Origin of the sequence: Flavimobilis soli (assembly GCF_002564025.1) — a bacterium.
Classification (GTDB): Bacteria; Actinomycetota; Actinomycetes; order Actinomycetales; family Cellulomonadaceae; genus Flavimobilis; species Flavimobilis soli.
This window is the reverse complement of sequence record NZ_PDJH01000001.1, coordinates 432,751-450,571: the sequence shown is the minus strand read 5'-3', so window position 1 is coordinate 450,571 and position 17,821 is coordinate 432,751. Positions and strand designations below refer to the sequence as shown.

Sequence of the window (17,821 nt, the reverse complement as noted above, 5' to 3'; positions counted from 1 at the left end):
CGGTGCGCCGGTGTCAGTGGGGCGGCCTATCGTGGACGCATGCGTCCAGTCACCGATCTGCAGCGAACCGTCGCCCCGTTCGAGGTCGTCTCGGAGTACACGCCCTCGGGTGACCAGCCCGCCGCGATCGCCGACCTGACGGCGCGCCTGAAGGCGGGGGAGAAGGACATCGTCCTGCTCGGCGCCACTGGGACGGGCAAGAGCGCCACGACCGCGTGGTTGATCGAGCAGGTGCAGCGCCCGACACTCGTCATGGCACCGAACAAGACGCTCGCAGCCCAGCTCGCGACCGAGTTCCGCGAGCTGCTGCCCAACAACGCCGTCGAGTACTTCGTCTCGTACTACGACTACTACCAGCCCGAGGCGTACATCGCGCAGACGGACACCTTCATCGAGAAGGACTCGTCCATCAACGACGAGGTCGAGCGCTTGCGCCACTCGGCGACGAGCAGCCTGCTCACCCGGCGCGACGTCGTGGTGGTGTCGTCTGTGTCCTGCATCTACGGGCTCGGGACGCCGCAGGAGTACGTCGACCGCATGCAGCGGCTCGACGTCGGGCAGATGATCAACCGCGACGACCTGCTCCGGCAGTTCGTGGGCATGCAGTACACCCGCAACGACATGGCGTTCACGCGCGGCACCTTCCGCGTGCGCGGCGACACGGTCGAGATCATCCCGGTCTACGAGGAGCTCGCGATCCGCATCGAGTTCTTCGGCGATGAGATCGAGGCGATCCACACGCTGCACCCGCTCACGGGCGAGGTCGTGCGCTCGGAGCCGAGCATCCACATCTTCCCGGCGACGCACTACGTCGCCGGACCAGAGCGCATGGAGCGCGCGATCGCCTCGATCGAGGCGGAGCTGGAGGAGCGGCTCGCACAGCTCGAGCAGCAGAACAAGCTGCTCGAGGCGCAGCGACTGCGCATGCGCACGACGTACGACATCGAGATGATGCGCCAGATCGGGTCGTGCTCAGGGATCGAGAACTACTCCCGTCACATCGACGGGCGTGCACCTGGGTCTGCCCCGAACACGCTCCTCGACTACTTCCCGGACGACTTCCTGCTCGTCATCGACGAGTCGCACGTCACCGTCCCGCAGATCGGGGCGATGTACGAGGGCGACATGTCGCGCAAGCGGAACCTCGTCGACTACGGCTTCCGCCTGCCGAGCGCGATGGACAACCGTCCGCTCCGCTGGGAGGAGTTCGTCGAGCGGATCGGCCAGACCGTCTACCTCTCCGCGACGCCCGGCGACTACGAGCTCGGCCTGTCTGACGGCGTCGTCGAGCAGATCATCCGTCCCACCGGGCTCGTGGACCCGGAGGTCGTCGTGAAGCCGACCAAGGGCCAGATCGACGACCTGCTCGAGGAGATCCGCCAGCGCGTCGAGAAGGACGAGCGCGTGCTCGTCACCACGCTGACCAAGAAGATGGCTGAGGACCTCACGGACTACTTCCTCGACAAGGGGGTGCGCGTCCGCTATCTGCACTCCGACGTCGACACGCTCGCCCGCGTCGAGCTGCTCCGGGACCTGCGCCTCGGCGTCTACGACGTCCTCGTCGGCATCAACCTCCTGCGCGAGGGGCTCGACCTGCCCGAGGTGTCCCTCGTCGCGATCCTCGACGCCGACAAGGAGGGCTTCCTCCGGTCGGGCAAGTCGCTCATCCAGACGATCGGTCGTGCCGCCCGCAACGTCTCGGGCCAGGTCCACATGTACGCGGACAAGATCACGCCCGCGATGGCCCTCGCGATCGAGGAGACCGAGCGCCGCCGTGCGAAGCAGATCGCCTACAACACCGAGCACGGGATCGACCCCACCCCGCTGCGGAAGAAGATCGCCGACGTCACGGACATGCTCGCCCGCGAGGACCTCGACACCCAGGAGCTCCTCGCCGGGGGTTACCGGAAGCCCGCCCGTGGCGGCAAGGCAGCTCCCGCCACGCCCGCACCCGCAGGCGACCGGCCGGGGGTCGCGGCCGCGACCGACCTCGCAGGACTCATCCAGGAGCTCACCGACCAGATGCACGCCGCAGCGGCAGAGCTGCAGTTCGAGCTCGCCGCGCGCCTGCGTGACGAGATCGGGGGCCTCAAGAAGGAGCTGCGACAGATGAGGAGCGCCACCGCTTGACACGCGCCGCTGCCAGGCGCGCGCCCATGGATTACAGTGGGCGAGTTGTTGGAGGGGAGTATCCCTGACACGGTGGCGTCGTCACCACGGCGGGCTCGGTAGCCCTCCCGGTGCCATCGGTCCGAGCACGGTCACGCGAGACGTGGCCCGGGCGGGAGAGACCTCCGGTACACCGCTACGCGTACCGGAGGATCATCGGTGCTTGATATCCACATGTCCGTCTGGCTGATCTCAGCCGCTGCCGTCCTCGGCCTCGTCATCTTCGACTTCTACGCGCACGTGCGGACGCCCCACGAGCCCACGTTCCGCGAGTCAGCGATCTGGTCGTCGATCTACATCGCGCTCGCCGTGGTCTTCGGCGTCGTCTTCCTCATCGTCATCGGGCCCGAGCACGGCGGCGAGTTCTTCGCCGGGTACATCACCGAGAAGAGCCTCTCGGTCGACAACCTGTTCGTGTTCCTGATGATCATGACGTCGTTCCGCGTGCCGCGGGCGTACCAGCAGAAGGTCCTGCTCGTCGGCGTCGTGATCGCCCTCGTGCTCCGCACCGTGTTCATCCTGCTCGGCGCGGCCGCGCTCAACACGTTCTCCTGGGTCTTCTACATCTTCGGGGCGATCCTGCTGTGGACCGCCTGGAAGCAGGTCATGCCCGAGGAGGAGTCGGACGACTCGATCCCCGGCGGCAAGGCCGTGGCCCTCCTCAAGCGGTTCGTCCCGACGACCGACGAGTACAACGAGGACCGGCTGACCGTGAAGATCGACGGCAAGCGGTTCATCACGCCGATGCTCGTCGTCATGGTCGCGATCGGCTTCACCGACGTTCTCTTCGCGCTCGACTCGATCCCCGCGATCTACGGCCTCACGCAGGAGCCGTACATCGTCTTCATGGCGAACGCCCTCGCGCTCCTCGGGCTGCGCCAGCTCTACTTCCTCATCGGTGGCCTGCTCGACCGGCTCGTCTACCTCGCGCAGGGGCTCGGTGTCATCCTCGCCTTCATCGGCGTGAAGCTCGTCTTCCACGCGATGCACGTCAACGAGCTGCCGTTCATCAACGGCGGTGAGCACATCACCTGGGCGCCCGAGATCTCGACCGCGACCTCGCTCATCGTCATCATCGGCACGCTCGTCGTCGTGACGGTCGCGAGCCTGCTGAAGAACAAGCACGACCGCAAGACGGCCGCGCAAGCCGAAGCGGCCGAGCGCTCCGGTCAGGCCTGACGCGCGACCGACGTCCACGTGCGCCCGACCACCTGGACGGTGGTCGGGCGCACGTCGTCCAGGTCGCTCGGCCCCGTCAGGAGGCCCACGGACCGATGACCGGGTCCCACTCGCGCACGACCACCGACTCGATCACGCCGGCCGAGGCGAACGGGTCGCCCGCGAGCAACGCGTCGAGCGCGCCACGGGACGCGGCGGAGAAGAGCAGCAGCGCGCCGCCCTCGGTGAAGGGGCCCGAGGCGAGCAGGTCCCCAGCCTCGAGCCTCGATCGCAGGTAGGCGCGGTGCTCCGGCCGGACGCGGTCGCGCGTCTCGGTGTCGTTCGTGTACGTGTACTCGACGGCGTAGACAGTCATGAGGACATCCAAGCAGGGCGCGTGTCCGCGCCGCGCGGGACCACCGGTACGTGAACGTCGCGGTCCGCCGTCACCAGCCGCGTGCCTCCCACTCCGCGAGGTGCGGACGCTCGCGCCCGAGAGTCGTGTCGTCGCCGTGTCCGGGCCGAACCACGGTCTCGTCGGGGAAGCGGTCGAAGAGACGTGTCCGGACGTCGCCGAGGAGCGACCGGAAGTCGTCGGGCGACGACGTCTTGCCGACGCCACCGGGGAAGAGCGAGTCGCCGGTGAACAGCTGCACGGCCACACCGGGCACCGCGAGCACGAACGTCATGGATCCCGGGGTGTGGCCGCGAAGCTCCACGGCCTCGAGGGTGAGCGCACCCACCCGCACCGTGTCGAGGTGGCGCAACCGTCTGGCGACGACGACGTCGCAGCGGTGGGCGACGTCGTCCGCGTCCGCGTCGCCCACCGCGACGGGCGCGCCGGTCACGGCGTGCATGTCCCACAGGGCCCCGACGTGGTCGCGGTGGCGGTGCGTCACGAGGATCGCGTCGAGACGAGCGGAGCCGCTGCCCTCGCGGACGAGCGCCAGCAGGGCGTCCGAGTCGGCCGCAGGGTCGACGAGAGTCTGCGCACCCGTCGTCGTGCACGTCACGAGATAGGCGTTGTTGTCCATCGGTCCGACGGCGAGCTTGCGCACGACGGCGCCTGGCAGCTCGCGGACGTGCGCCGGTCCGCCCACGACGACGTGCGCGCGATCGGGTGTCATGTCGGCCTGGCTCATGCTGTTCAACATGCTCGTCGCTCGTGCGCGGCGTCCAGCGCCTGCGCGGCACCCACGAGGGCGAGGTGGGAGAGTGCCTGCGGCGTGTTGCCTAGCTGCGCGCGAGCGTCGGGGTCGTACTCCTCAGCCATGAGCCCGACGTCGTTGCATGCCTCGAGCGCACGCTCGAAGAGGGCCTCGGCCTCGTCGAGCGCGCCGATCGCGCACAGCGCCTCGACGAGCCAGAACGTGCACGCCACGAACGTTCCCTCTCCACCGGGGAGGCCGTCGTCGGTCAGGTCCGTGGCGTAGCGGCGCACGAAGCCCGACGGCGTCGACAGGTCCCGCTGGACGCGCCGGACCGTACCGACCGCTCGCGGGTCCTCCGGCGGGAGGAACCCGACCCGGAGCAGGGACAGGAGGCTCGCGTCGACGTGGTCGGCGCCGTAGTGCTGGACGAACGAGCCGAGGCCGTCGGACCAGCCGCGCTCGAGGACCTCGGCCCGCACCTCGGCTCGGCAGCGGCGCCACAGCTCGAGGTCGCGCTCGTGGCCCGTCATGTCCTGCCCGTGCTCCTCCACGGCGCGGACGGCGCGGTCGAACGCGGCCCACGCCATGACCTTGGACTGCACGAAGTGCTGGACTGGTCCGCGCACCTCCCAGATGCCGTGGTCCGGCTGGCGCCACCGGTGCACGAGGTCGTTGACGAGCGCTCGTTCGACCGCCCACGACGTCGCGCTCCGAGGTAGGCCCGCGTGCGCCGCGACGTCGAGAGCGCAGAGCACCTCGCCCAGAGCGTCGTGCTGGACCTGCCTGACAGCACCGTTACCCGTACGCACAGGCGCGGAACCCTCCCAGCCTGGCAGGTGCTCCCGGACCCGCTCGACCAGCTTGTCGTCGCGCGAGCCGTCGAGCGCGTACATGATCTGCATGTCCGCGGGGCGGCCTGCGAGGGCGCGCACGAGCCAGTCGCGCCACTTTCTCGCCTCGTCGACCGCGCCTGCTCGGGCGAGCGCGGTGACGGCGAGCGCGGCGTCGCGCAGCCAGCAGAACCGGTAGTCCCAGTTGCGCGCGCCACCGGGGAGCTCGGGGAGTGACGTGGTCGCGGCCGCCGCGATACCGCCGGTGAGCGAGTGGGTCAGCAGCCGGAGGGCGAGGAGTGACCTGACGACCGGCTCGCGGTGACGTTCGCCGACGGCGAGCCCTGACGTCCACCGCTCCCAGTCGACGCGCGTGGCCTCCGGCCCGCGGCCGGGCAGGGCGGGCGGGACGGGCTCCCACGACGGTGTCCACGTGCAGGTCGCCTCGAACGTCTCGCCAGCGTGCAGGACGAAGGTGTCGGCGTGCCGGTGGCGCGGGCCGCGAGGGTGCTGAGGGAGGCGGTCGGCACGGAGCGTGAGCGAGTCGGGTCCCGCGACGGCGCGCAGCACCTGCCCGTCGGACGTGACCCACGGTTCGACCGCGCCGTAGTCGAAGCGGACGACCAGCTCGTGCTCGACGGTGACCGCGCCCTCGAGGACTTCGATCTTGCGGGAGATGTCGGCGCGGCCGTCCCGGGTGGGCATCCAGTCGAGCGCGCGCGCCACCCCGCCAGCGGTCCGGTACGTCGTCTCGAGCACGAACGAGTCTCCGACGTAGCGCCGTGACACCTGGGTCGCCCCGCGGACGCCGAGCAACCAGCGTCCGTGGTCGGGCGTGCCGAGAAGCGCGGCGAAGCACGCGGGGGAGTCGAGGTCGGGGAGGCAGAGCCAGTCGACCGAGCCGCTGCGGCTCACGAGCGCGACGGTCCGGCCGTCGCCGAGGGCGGCGTAGTCCGCGATGGGTGTCGACACGGCCTCATCGTCCCCCGGTGACGGGACCTGCGCATCTGAGACGTCGAACACATGTGCGAAATCGCCTGCTTTGGCCCTAGGATGGACCGGTGAACGAACGACTTGTGGTGCAAGGTGCCCGGGAGCACAACCTGCGCAGCGTCGACCTCGACCTGCCGAGGGACAAGCTCATCGTCTTCACCGGTCTCTCAGGCTCGGGGAAGTCGTCGCTCGCGTTCGACACGATCTTCGCCGAGGGGCAGCGCCGCTACGTCGAGTCGCTCTCGGCGTACGCTCGCCAGTTCCTCGGGCAGATGGACAAGCCCGACGTCGACTTCATCGAGGGTCTGTCGCCGGCGGTCTCGATCGACCAGAAGTCGACCAACCGCAACCCGCGCTCGACCGTCGGCACCATCACCGAGGTCTACGACTACCTCCGCCTCCTGTTCGCCCGCGCAGGTACGCAGTACTGCCCGGTCTGCGGCGAGCGTGTCGCGTCGCAGACCCCGCAGCAGATCGTCGACCGTCTCCTCGCACTGCCCGAAGGCACGCGCTACCAGGTTCTCGCGCCTGTCGTGCGCGGCCGCAAGGGCGAGTACGCCGAGCTCTTCACCGAGCTGCAGGGCAAGGGATTCGCGCGCGCTCGGGTCGACGGCGAGATCGTCCAGCTCTCCTCGCCCCCGACGCTCGAGAAGAAGCTCAAGCACACGATCGAGGTCGTCGTGGACCGCCTCGTCGCGCGCGAGGGTGTGCGGCAGCGGCTGACGGACTCCGTCGAGACCGCGCTCGGCCTCGCGGGCGGTCTGCTCCTCGTCGACATGGTCGACCTCGACGCGGACGACCCGGACCGCGAGCGCAGGTTCTCGGAGCACCGTGCGTGCCCGAACGACCACGTGCTCACGCTCGAAGAGGTCGAGCCGCGCACCTTCTCCTTCAACGCGCCCTACGGCGCGTGCCCCGAGTGCACGGGTATCGGCGTGCGCCTCGAGGTCGACCCGGACCTCGTCGTGCCTGACGACGAGAAGACGCTGCGCGAGGGCGCGGTCGCGCCGTGGGCGCAGACCTCGTCCGAGTACTACGAGCGGGTTCTCACCGCGTTGGCCGCCGACATGGGCTTCTCGATGGACGTACCGTGGCGTGCGCTCCCGGAGCGTGCCCGCAACGCCGTGCTGCACGGCCAGAACCACCAGGTGCACGTGAAGTACCGCAACCGCTGGGGGCGCGAGCGGCAGTACTCGACCGGCTTCGAGGGCGTCATCGCGTTCATCGAGCGGCGCCATTCCGAGACCGAGTCCGACTGGTCCAAGGAGAAGTACGAGTCGTACATGCGTGAGGTCCCGTGCCCCGTCTGCGAGGGGGCACGGCTCAAGCCCGAGGTGCTCGCGGTCAAGGTCGGCGGTCGCTCGATCGCTGAGGTGTGCGAGATGCCCCTGCGCGAGGCTCGGGAGTTCCTCGAGACGCTCGAGCTCGGGGTCCGGGAGCGGCAGATCGCGGTCCAGGTGCTCAAGGAGATCGACGCGCGCCTCGGGTTCCTGCTCGACGTCGGCCTCGACTACCTCACGCTCTCGCGTGCCGCGGGGACCCTCTCGGGCGGAGAGGCGCAGCGCATCCGCCTCGCGACCCAGATCGGGTCCGGTCTGGTCGGCGTGCTCTACGTGCTCGACGAGCCGAGCATCGGCCTGCACCAGCGTGACAACCGCCGTCTGATCGAGACGCTCACCCGGCTGCGGGACCTCGGCAACACGCTCATCGTCGTCGAGCACGACGAGGACACGATCCGCGCGGCCGACTGGATCGTCGACATCGGTCCAGGAGCGGGGGAGCACGGAGGCCGCGTCGTCCACACGGGCGACTACCGCGGCCTGCTCGAGGCGCCGGAGTCCGTCACCGGCGCGTACCTCGCCGGCCGCCGCGTCATCCCGATGCCGCAGCACCGCCGCCGCGTCGACAAGGCGCGCCAGATCAAGGTGATCGGCGCACGCGAGAACAACCTCAAGGACGTCGACGTCTCGTTCCCGCTTGGCGTGTTCACCGCGGTCACGGGTGTCTCGGGATCGGGCAAGTCGACGCTCGTCAACTCGATCCTGTACACGGTCCTCGCGAACGAGCTCAACAACGCGCGTCAGGTTCCCGGCCACCACCGGCGCGTCGAGGGCCTCGAGGAGCTCGACAAGGTCGTGCACGTGGACCAGGGGCCGATCGGTCGTACGCCGCGGTCCAACCCCGCGACGTACACGGGCGTGTGGGACCACGTGCGCAAGCTCTTCGCGCAGACGACCGAGGCGAAGGTCCGCGGCTACACCCCGGGGCGCTTCTCCTTCAACGTCAAGGGCGGCCGCTGCGAGGCGTGCTCCGGTGACGGCACGATCAAGATCGAGATGAACTTCCTCCCGGACGTCTACGTCCCGTGCGAGGTGTGCCAGGGGGCGCGGTACAACCGCGAGACGCTCGAGGTGCACTACAAGGGCAAGACGGTCGCCGACGTGCTGCACATGCCGATCGAGGAGGCGGCCGAGTTCTTCGAGGCGGTACCCGCCATCTCGAGGCACCTGAAGACGCTCGTGGACGTCGGTCTCGGCTACGTGCGGCTCGGCCAGCCCGCGCCGACCCTCTCGGGCGGCGAGGCCCAGCGCGTCAAGCTCGCGAGCGAGCTGCAGAAGCGGTCGACCGGACGCACCGTCTACGTGCTCGACGAGCCGACGACGGGCCTCCACTTCGAGGACATCCGACGCCTGCTCGCCGTCCTGCAGTCGCTCGTCGACAAGGGCAACACCGTGCTCGTGATCGAGCACAACCTCGACGTCATCAAGAACGCCGACTGGATCATCGACATGGGTCCCGAGGGAGGATCGGGCGGCGGCACCGTCGTCGCGCAGGGTCCGCCGGAGCTCGTCGCGACCGTCGAGGCGAGCCACACCGGCCGTTTCCTCGCCGAGGTGCTCGGTGACGGCGTACCGCTCGCCCCCGCCCCGAAGAAGAAGGCGGCAGCCGCGGCGACCAAGGGCGCGAGCGGGACGACCGCGAAGTCCTCGACGGTCAAGCGGAAGCGTGCTGGTGCGAGCTGACGTGCCCCTGCTCAGCGACCGCCCAGCCCGGCTCCGCGAGGGCGGGGGGAGCTCGACCGCCGTCGGCTCCGCGACGTCGGGCGGTCCGGGGCGTCGGACCGCCGGAGCCTGTCGCGTCGGTGGCCCCGACTACCCTCGTCACCATGACTGACCCGAGGACCTACCGGCCGAAGCCGGGCGAGATCCCTACCGACCCTGGGGTCTACCGGTTCCGCGACGAGCACGGGCGGGTCATCTACGTCGGCAAGGCCCGCAACCTCCGCGCCCGGCTCGCGAACTACTTCCAGGACCTGAGCTCGCTCCACCCGCGCACCGCGACCATGGTCACGACGGCCGCGAGCGTCCAGTGGACGGTAGTGCGCACCGAGGTCGAGGCGCTCGCTCTCGAGTACTCGTGGATCAAGGAGTTCGACCCGCGGTTCAACGTCAAGTACCGCGACGACAAGTCGTACCCCTACCTCGCGGTCACGATGGGCGAGGAGGTGCCCCGCGCCCAGGTCATGCGCGGTGCCAAGCGACCGGGCACGCGCTACTTCGGTCCGTTCGGGCACGCCTGGGCGATCCGCGAGACCCTCGACCTGCTCCTGCGCGTCTTTCCCGTCCGCACCTGCTCGGCGGGCGTCTACCGCCGTGCCGCGCAGACCGGCCGCCCGTGCCTGCTCGGGTACATCGACAAGTGTTCCGCGCCGTGCGTCGGGCGGATCAGCACCGACGAGCACCGAGCCCTCGCCGAGGACCTCTGCACCTTCATGAGCGGCGACGCCTCCCGGTTCATCAAGGCACTCACCGCCCAGATGAACGAGGCCGCCGCCGACATGCAGTACGAGCAGGCAGCCCGGTACCGCGACGCGATCCAGGCCCTGCAGCGGGCGCTCGAGAAGAACGCCGTCGTCCTCGCCGACGGCACCGACGCCGACATCTTCGGCCTCGTCGGCGACGAGCTCGAAGCGGCCGTCCAGGTGTTCCACGTGCGCGGTGGACGCATCCGGGGCCAGCGGGGCTGGGTCGTCGAGCGCGTCGAGGACGTCACCGACGCGGGGCTCGTCACCCACCTGCTCCAGCAGGTGTACGGCGACGTCGACACGTCCGACCCGGACGCCCGCCGCAGCGTCCCGCGCGAGGTCCTCGTCCCGGAGCTGCCCGAGGACCTCGACCAGGTGCGCACGTGGCTGTCCGGCATCCGCGGCGCGGCCGTCGACATCCGCGTGCCCCAGCGGGGTGAGAAGCGCGAGCTCGCCGAGACCGTGCGCAAGAACGCGGAGCAGGCGCTCGCGCTGCACCGCTCACGCCGTTCGGGTGACCTCACGACGCGCAGCCGCGCGCTCCAGGAGATCCAGGAGGCGCTCGACCTGCAGTCCGCACCGCTGCGGATCGAGTGCTACGACATCTCCAACACGCAGGGGACGTTCCAGACGGCGTCGATGGTCGTCTTCGAGGACGGCCTCGCACGGAAGTCCGAGTACCGCCGCTTCACGATCCGCGGCCCCGAGGGCAAGGGTGCGGCTGACGACACGGCAGCGATGTACGAGGTCATCACGAGGCGCTTCAAGCGCTACCTGACCGACCGGTCCGAGTCCTCCGACCTCGAGCTCGACCTGACCGACGGCGACCGTCAGGAGCTCGCCGAGCACAGTTCGGGCGAGGTCGACGCCCTCGTCGACGAGGAGACGGGTCGCCCCAAGCGCTTCGCCTACCCGCCGAACCTCGTGGTCGTCGACGGCGGTCAGCCGCAGGTCGCGGCCGCGGCCCGCGCGCTCGCCGACCTCGGCATCGACGACGTCGCGCTCTGCGGGCTGGCCAAGCGCCTCGAGGAGGTGTGGCTCCCGGGCGACGACTACCCGGTCATCCTCGAGCGCAGCTCGGAAGGTCTGTACCTGCTCCAGCGCGTCCGCGACGAGGCGCACCGCTTCGCGCTCGCGCACCACCGCAAGCGGCGAGGCGCCGCGATGACCGCGTCGGAGCTCGACGGAGTGCCCGGCCTGGGGCCGGCGCGCAAGGCGAAGCTGCTCAAGCACTTCGGCTCTCTCAAGCGCCTGCGGGCCGCCTCCGTCGAGGAGATCGCGACGGTGCCGGGGATGGGGGAGAAGCTCGCCCGGAGCGTGCTCGAGGCGCTCGCACCGCCTGCCAGTGCGGAGACCTCGCCGGCGCCAGCAGCGGCGTCGACGCCCGCCGACGACGCCTGACCCGCAAGGCCGTTCTGGCCTGGCATGCTGGGACCATGAGCGAGGACAAGAACCCACTCACCGTCCCTCAGGGCATCCCCGCGCTCGAGGCCGCAGCCTCCGCGCCCGAGCCCGAGCGGTCGCAGGTGGTGATCATCACCGGCATGTCGGGTGCCGGCCGCACGCGTGCGGCCGCCGAGCTCGAGGACCTGGGCTGGTTCGTCATCGACAACCTCCCCCCGCAGATGCTGACCCCGCTCATCGAGATGTCCGTGCACGCCGGACAGACCCTCACCCGGTTCGCGGCCGTCGTCGACGTCCGCGGCCGGCAGTTCTTCGACCAGCTCCAGGACGTCATCGAGCAGATGAAGCAGCGTGACGTCGACTACCGCGTCATGTTCCTCGACGCCTCCGACGACGTCCTCGTGCGTCGGTACGAATCCGTGCGTCGACCGCACCCGCTGCAGGGCGACGGCCGCCTCCTCGACGGGATCACCGCCGAGCGGACGCTCTTGCGGACGATCCGGGCGCAGGCCGACGTCGTCATCGACACGAGCGATCTCAACGTGCACGACCTCGGGCGCGAGGTGCGCGCCGCGATCGCGAGCGAGGAGGAGCACCCGCTGCGCATCCACGTCGTGTCGTTCGGGTTCAAGTACGGCCTCCCCATGGACGCCGACCTGGTCGTCGACATGCGCTTCCTGCCGAACCCCTACTGGGTGACGGAGCTGCGCCACCTGTCGGGCCGCGACGAGCCCGTGCGCGACTACGTGCTCGGCCTGCCGGGAGCGCAGCAGTTCATCGACCGCTACGTCGAGGCGCTCGAGCCCGTCCTCAAGGGCTACCTCGAGGAGGAGAAGCGGTTCGTCACGCTCGCCGTCGGGTGCACGGGCGGGAAGCACCGCTCGGTCGCCGTGTCGGAGGAGATCGGCCGTCGGCTGCGCCAGGCCGGCCACCGCGTCGTGGTGACAGCGCGTGACCTCGGCAAGGAGTGAGCGCGGGCGCGCCGCTGACGCGCGCTCGGGCCCTGCTGTCGTCGCCCTCGGCGGCGGTCACGGCCTCTCCGCGAGCCTCTCGGCGCTGCGCCTGATGACGGAGCGCCTCACCGCGGTCGTCACGGTGGCCGACGACGGCGGGTCGTCGGGTCGTCTGCGCTCCGAGCTCGGCGTGCTGCCACCCGGCGACCTCCGCATGGCACTGTCGGCGCTGTGCGACGAGTCGGCGTGGGGTCTGACCTGGCGCGACCTGCTCCAGCACCGCTTCCGCAGCGACGGCGACCTCGACAACCACGCCGTCGGTAACCTGCTCATCGTCGCGCTCTGGGAGATCCTCGGCGACACGGTCGACGGCCTCGACTGGGTCGGACGTCTCCTCGGGGCGCACGGCCGCGTGCTGCCGATGGCCGCCGTGCCGCTCGAGATCGAGGCGGACGTCCGGGTCGGGGGAGAGGCACGCACGATCCGTGGCCAGAGCACGGTGGCGACGTGCGAGGCGCACATCGACCGCGTCCGGCTCGTCCCGGACCAGCCGCCGGCGTGCGGGGAGGCGGTCGCGGCCGTGCGCGCCGCCGACTGGGTCGTGCTGGGACCGGGGTCCTGGTACACGTCCGTGATGCCGCACCTGCTCGTGCCCGACCTCGCGCTCGCGCTCCAGGAGACCGAGGCGCGCCGCTGCGTCACGCTCAACCTCGACCCCGAGGGTGAGACGTCGGGGCTCTCTGCGACCGACCACCTGGCCGCGCTCCACGAGCACCATCCCGACCTGCGCGTCGACGCCGTCCTGGCAGACCCGAGCGCGGTCGACGACGTCGAAGGGCTCACGCGTGCGGCCTCCGCGATGGGGGCACGCACGGTGATGCGCCAGGTCAGGCGCGGTGACGGTACGCCAAGGCACGACCGCCTGCGGCTCGCCGCCGCCTACCGCGACGTGTTCGACGACTTCCTGGGCGACGTCGGGACGCGCGCCTGAAGATGGCAGGATGACCCCATGGCACTGACGGCACAGGTGAAGGACGAGCTCGCGCGGCTCAGGGTGGACAAGATCAGCTGCCGCAAGGCGGAGGTCTCTGCGCTCCTGCGGTTCGCGGGCGGACTGCACATCGTGTCGGGCCGCATCGTCATCGAGGCTGAGGTCGACACGGGCGTCGTCGCGCGGCGTCTCAAGCAGGCGATCACCGAGGTCTACGGGCACTCGAGCGACGTCATGGTGATCCAGCCGGGCGGCCTGCGCCGCGGGAACCGCTACGTCGTGCGCGTCGCGCGGGAAGGCGAGTCGCTCGCCCGCCAGACTGGCCTGCTCGACAACCGGGGCCGCCCCGTGCGCGGCCTGCCGCCGCAGATCGTGTCCGGCGGCGTCGACGAGTCAGCCGCGGCATGGCGCGGCGCGTTCCTCGCGCACGGCTCGCTCACGGAGCCGGGCCGCTCGTCGGCCCTCGAGATCACCTGCCCCGGTCCCGAGGCTGCCCTCGCCCTCGTCGGGGCGGCGCGGCGCCTGGGCGTGCCGACGAAGGCTCGAGAGGTCCGTGGGGTGGACCGGGTCGTCGTGCGCGACGGCGAGGCGATCTCGACGATGCTCACGACCCTCGGCGCGGTCGAGGCGGCCAAGGTCTGGGACGAGCGCCGGGCGCGCCGCGAGGTGCGCGGCACGGCGAACCGTCTCGCCAACTTCGACGACGCGAACCTCCGCCGGTCCGCCCGCGCGGCCGTCGCCGCCGGCGCGCGCGTCGAGCGTGCGTTCGAGATCCTCGGCGAGGACCTGCCGGAGCACCTTCGCGAGGCCGGCGAGCTGCGGCTCGCGCACAAGCAGGCGTCGCTCGAGGAACTCGGCCAGCTCGCCGACCCGCCGCTGACGAAGGACGCTGTCGCCGGGCGCATCCGCCGCCTGCTCGCGACGGCGGACAAGCGGGCGCAGGAGCTGGGCATCCCGGACACCGAGGCGGGTCTTGCGTCGGACCTGCTCGACCTCTGAGCGCCCGAGGCCCAGGTGGTCGGACGTTCGTCCCATCGCCGCGCCGCCGGACGGTATAGGCTAGGGACGTTCGGTGATGCGGGACACAACCCCTCAGGGCTGTGACTCGTGTCTCATCCGCGTACATCGACGTACGTACAGTTCGTCAACAACCGTGTGCGTCGGTGCTAGCCGACGCGCCCCGAGGAGGGCATAGTGACCATCCGCGTCGGAATCAACGGCTTCGGCCGCATCGGACGTAACTTCTTCCGCGCCATCATCGCGTCGGGAGCTGACATCGAGATCGTCGGTGTCAACGACCTGACGGACAACAAGACCCTGGCGCACCTGCTCAAGTACGACACGGTTCTCGGCCGTTTCCCGCAGAGCGTCGCGTACGACGACGAGAACATCATCGTCGACGGCAAGAACATCCGTGCCCTCGCCGAGCGCGACCCCGCGAACCTCCCCTGGGGCGAGCTGGGCGCTGACATCGTCATCGAGTCGACCGGCTTCTTCACCGACGCGACCAAGGCTCAGGCCCACATCGCTGCGGGCGCCAAGAAGGTCATCATCTCCGCCCCGGCCTCGAACGAGGACGCGACCTTCGTCGTCGGTGTCAACCACACGCAGTACGACCCGGCGAAGCACAACGTCATCTCGAACGCGTCGTGCACCACGAACTGCCTCGCGCCCGTCGCGAAGGCGCTCAACGACTCGGTCGGCATCGTCCGTGGCCTCATGACCACGATCCACGCCTACACGGGTGACCAGAACCTCCAGGACGGTCCGCACAAGGACCTGCGTCGTGCCCGCGCGGCCGCGCAGAACATCGTCCCGACCTCGACCGGTGCTGCGAAGGCTGTCGCCCTCGTCCTGCCCGAGCTCAAGGGCAAGCTCGACGGCTTCGCCATGCGCGTGCCGACGATCACGGGCTCCGCGACCGACCTCACGTTCGAGGCCTCGCGCGACGTCACCGTCGAGGAGGTCAACGCCGCGGTCAAGGCTGCCGCCGAGGGCCCGCTCAAGGGTGTTCTGGAGTACGTCGAGGACGACATCGTCTCCTCCGACATCGTCACGAACCCGCACCAGAGCATCTTCGACTCGAAGCTCACCAAGGTGATCGGCAACCAGGTCAAGATCGTCGCCTGGTACGACAACGAGTGGGGCTACTCCAACTCGCTCGTCGCCCTCACGAGCTACGTGGGCGAGCGTCTCTGACGCCGCCCTGCTGACTCGCTGATCGCATGACGTCCGCGTGCGCGCCCACGGCTCGTCCGGGGCGCGCACGCGGACGTCTTTGCGTCGCGGCACGCTGACCTTTCCACCCGAACCTCACGCACTACGGAGTGCCCCCTGTGAAGACCATCGCTGACCTGGGCGACCTGCGCGGCAAGCGCGTCCTCGTTCGTTCCGACTTCAACGTCCCGCTCGACGGCACGACCATTACCGACGACGGTCGCATCCGCGCCGCGCTCCCGACGCTCAAGCGTCTGGTCGACGCCGGCGCCAAGGTCGTCGTGACCGCCCACCTCGGCCGCCCGAAGGGCGAGCCGGACGCCAAGTACTCGCTCGCCCCCGTCGCCGCCCGCCTGGGCGAGCTGCTCGGCGCCCCCGTGACGCTCGCGGGCGACACGGTCGGCGCGAGCGCGAAGGCCACCGTCGCCGCGCTCGGCGAGGGCGAGGTCGCCCTCCTCGAGAACATCCGCTTCGACGCTCGTGAGACCTCGAAGGTCGACGAGGAGCGTGCGTCGCTCGCCGCCGACCTCGCCGAGCTCGCCGACGCGTACGTGTCCGACGGCTTCGGCGTCGTGCACCGCAAGCAGGCTTCGGTCTACGACATCGCCAAGGTCCTCCCGGCGGCCGTCGGTGAGCTCGTCCTCAAGGAGGTCGACTCCCTGAAGAAGGCGACCGAGGACCCCGCCCGCCCGTACGCGGTCGTGCTCGGTGGCTCCAAGGTGTCCGACAAACTCGGTGTCATCGCGAACCTGCTCGAGAAGGCGGACCGTCTCCTCATTGGTGGCGGCATGGTCTTCACGTTCCTCGCGGCCCAGGGCTACCAGGTCGGCAAGTCCCTCCTCGAGGAGGACCAGATCGAGACCGTCAAGGGTTACCTCGCGACCGCCAAGGAGCGCGGCGTCGAGATCGTCCTCCCGACGGACATCGTCGCCGCCGACTCGTTCGCGGCCGATGCCCCGCACGACGTCGTCGCCGCTGACGCGATCCCGGCGGACCGCATGGGTCTCGACATCGGCCCCGAGTCGGCGAAGCTCTTCGCCTCGAAGCTCGCCGACGCCAAGACGATCGTCTGGAACGGCCCGATGGGCGTGTTCGAGTTCGACGCGTTCGCCGGTGGCACCCGCGCTGTCGCGCAGGGCATGATCGACGCGACGGCTGACGGCGCGTTCTCGATCGTGGGCGGTGGCGACTCCGCCGCGGCGGTCCGCATCCTCGGCTTCGACGAGGCCGGCTTCAGCCACATCTCGACCGGTGGCGGCGCCAGCCTCGAGTTCCTCGAGGGCAAGACGCTCCCCGGCATCGCCGTCCTCGACGCCTGACCTACCTGACGAACGGAAGACACTGACGTGGCAAACCGCACCCCGCTGATCGCGGGCAACTGGAAGATGAACAAGGACCACCTTGAGGCGGTCCACCTGGTGCAGAAGCTCGACTGGGCTCTCAAGGACGCGAAGCACGACTTCGAGGCCGTCGAGGTCACGGTCCTCGTGCCGTTCACCGACATCCGTTCCGTGCAGACCCTGGTCGACGCGGACGGCTCGCAGGTCTCGTACGGGGCACAGGACCTCTCGGCGCACGTGTCGGGCGCGTACACCGGCGAGATCTCGCCCGTGTTCCTCGAGAAGCTCGGCGTGAAGTACGTGGCTGTCGGCCACTCCGAGCGCCGTCAGTACCACGGCGAGGACGACGCGCTCGTCAACGCCAAGACGAAGAACGCGCTCGCGCACGGCCTCGTGCCGATCGTGTGCGTCGGTGAGGGCCTCGACGTCCGCAAGGCCGGCGACCAGGTCTCGTACACGCTCGCCCAGGTCGACGGTGCGTTCGAGGGCATCTCTGCCGAGGACGCCGCCAAGGTCGTCGTCGCGTACGAGCCCGTCTGGGCGATCGGCACGGGCGAGGTCGCGACCCCCGCTGACGCGCAGGAGGTCAACGGTGCGATCCGCGCCCGCCTCGCCGAGCTGTACTCGGCCGAGGTGGCCGACGCCGTGCGTGTTCTCTATGGCGGTTCCGTGAAGTCCTCGTCGATCGCCGAGCTCATGGCTGAGCCCGACGTCGACGGCGCCCTGGTCGGCGGTGCGAGCCTCGACCCGGAGGAGTTCGCGAAGATCGCCCGGTTCCAGGCGCAGGCCTGACCGAACCGTCTCGACGTC

Annotated in this window: 13 protein-coding genes; 10 read left to right on the top strand and 3 right to left on the bottom strand. The window is 70.1% G+C overall.

Annotation, left to right across the window (positions count from 1 at the left end; translation table 11 throughout):
* Positions 1-39: 39 nt before the first annotated feature.
* Positions 40-2,130: an excinuclease ABC subunit UvrB gene (gene uvrB, locus ATL41_RS02055; protein WP_098456982.1), complete on the top strand. Its 2,091-nt coding sequence runs from the start codon at positions 40-42 to the stop codon at positions 2,128-2,130.
* 213 nt (positions 2,131-2,343) lie between these two features.
* Positions 2,344-3,348, top strand: coding sequence for a TerC family protein (locus ATL41_RS02050; protein WP_098456981.1), 1,005 nt, complete (start codon positions 2,344-2,346; stop codon positions 3,346-3,348).
* Between the two features lie 76 nt (positions 3,349-3,424).
* Here the strand turns inward: ATL41_RS02050 and ATL41_RS02045 are convergent, their stop codons facing one another.
* From ATL41_RS02045 to ATL41_RS02035, 3 genes are all read right to left on the bottom strand, one after another.
* Complete coding sequence (locus ATL41_RS02045) at positions 3,425-3,703, bottom strand: YciI family protein (RefSeq protein WP_098456980.1); 279 nt, start codon at positions 3,701-3,703, stop codon at positions 3,425-3,427.
* A gap of 70 nt (positions 3,704-3,773) precedes the next feature.
* Positions 3,774-4,469, bottom strand: coding sequence for an MBL fold metallo-hydrolase (locus ATL41_RS02040; RefSeq protein ID WP_245854570.1), 696 nt, complete (start codon positions 4,467-4,469; stop codon positions 3,774-3,776).
* Positions 4,470-4,474: 5 nt separating this feature from the next.
* The gene (locus ATL41_RS02035) at positions 4,475-6,280 is read right to left on the bottom strand and encodes a glycoside hydrolase family 15 protein (RefSeq protein WP_098456979.1); all 1,806 of its coding nucleotides are present in this window, start codon (positions 6,278-6,280) and stop codon (positions 4,475-4,477) included.
* 89 nt (positions 6,281-6,369) lie between these two features.
* Between ATL41_RS02035 and uvrA the strand changes: the two genes are divergently transcribed.
* The 8 genes from uvrA (at position 6,370) to tpiA (ending at position 17,803) form a co-directional block, all read left to right on the top strand.
* Positions 6,370-9,324 carry an excinuclease ABC subunit UvrA gene (gene uvrA, locus ATL41_RS02030; protein ID WP_098456978.1) on the top strand — a complete coding sequence of 985 codons (2,955 nt, stop codon included), beginning with the start codon at positions 6,370-6,372 and terminating at the stop codon, positions 9,322-9,324.
* A gap of 143 nt (positions 9,325-9,467) precedes the next feature.
* Positions 9,468-11,507: an excinuclease ABC subunit UvrC gene (uvrC, locus tag ATL41_RS02025; RefSeq protein WP_098456977.1), complete on the top strand. Its 2,040-nt coding sequence runs from the start codon at positions 9,468-9,470 to the stop codon at positions 11,505-11,507.
* 35 nt (positions 11,508-11,542) lie between these two features.
* Entirely contained in the window at positions 11,543-12,481 is a 939-nt protein-coding gene (rapZ, locus tag ATL41_RS02020; protein ID WP_098456976.1) for an RNase adapter RapZ, read from the top strand.
* Entirely contained in the window at positions 12,462-13,454 is a 993-nt protein-coding gene (locus tag ATL41_RS02015) for a gluconeogenesis factor YvcK family protein (RefSeq protein ID WP_098456975.1), read from the top strand. The genes rapZ and ATL41_RS02015 overlap by 20 nt, the downstream gene beginning before the upstream one ends.
* An 18-nt stretch (positions 13,455-13,472) precedes the next feature.
* Complete coding sequence (gene whiA, locus ATL41_RS02010) at positions 13,473-14,453, top strand: DNA-binding protein WhiA (protein ID WP_098456974.1); 981 nt, start codon at positions 13,473-13,475, stop codon at positions 14,451-14,453.
* A gap of 195 nt (positions 14,454-14,648) precedes the next feature.
* Complete coding sequence (gap, locus tag ATL41_RS02005; protein WP_098456973.1) at positions 14,649-15,653, top strand: type I glyceraldehyde-3-phosphate dehydrogenase; 1,005 nt, start codon at positions 14,649-14,651, stop codon at positions 15,651-15,653.
* A gap of 137 nt (positions 15,654-15,790) precedes the next feature.
* Positions 15,791-16,990 carry a phosphoglycerate kinase gene (locus ATL41_RS02000; protein ID WP_098456972.1) on the top strand — a complete coding sequence of 400 codons (1,200 nt, stop codon included), beginning with the start codon at positions 15,791-15,793 and terminating at the stop codon, positions 16,988-16,990.
* Positions 16,991-17,017: 27 nt separating this feature from the next.
* The gene (tpiA, locus tag ATL41_RS01995) at positions 17,018-17,803 is read left to right on the top strand and encodes a triose-phosphate isomerase (RefSeq protein WP_098456971.1); all 786 of its coding nucleotides are present in this window, start codon (positions 17,018-17,020) and stop codon (positions 17,801-17,803) included.
* Positions 17,804-17,821 lie beyond the last annotated feature (18 nt).

Excerpts from the sequence above, each read along its gene's own strand:
- uvrB (WP_098456982.1), top strand. The coding sequence starts at position 40 with ATGCGTCCAGTCACCGATCTGCAGCGAACCGTCGCCCCGTTCGAGGTC.
- ATL41_RS02050 (WP_098456981.1), top strand. The coding sequence starts at position 2,344 with ATGTCCGTCTGGCTGATCTCAGCCGCTGCCGTCCTCGGCCTCGTCATC.
- ATL41_RS02045 (WP_098456980.1), bottom strand. The coding sequence starts at position 3,703 with ATGACTGTCTACGCCGTCGAGTACACGTACACGAACGACACCGAGACG.
- ATL41_RS02040 (WP_245854570.1), bottom strand. The coding sequence starts at position 4,469 with ATGAGCCAGGCCGACATGACACCCGATCGCGCGCACGTCGTCGTGGGC.
- uvrC (WP_098456977.1), top strand. The coding sequence starts at position 9,468 with ATGACTGACCCGAGGACCTACCGGCCGAAGCCGGGCGAGATCCCTACC.
- rapZ (WP_098456976.1), top strand. The coding sequence starts at position 11,543 with ATGAGCGAGGACAAGAACCCACTCACCGTCCCTCAGGGCATCCCCGCG.
- whiA (WP_098456974.1), top strand. The coding sequence starts at position 13,473 with ATGGCACTGACGGCACAGGTGAAGGACGAGCTCGCGCGGCTCAGGGTG.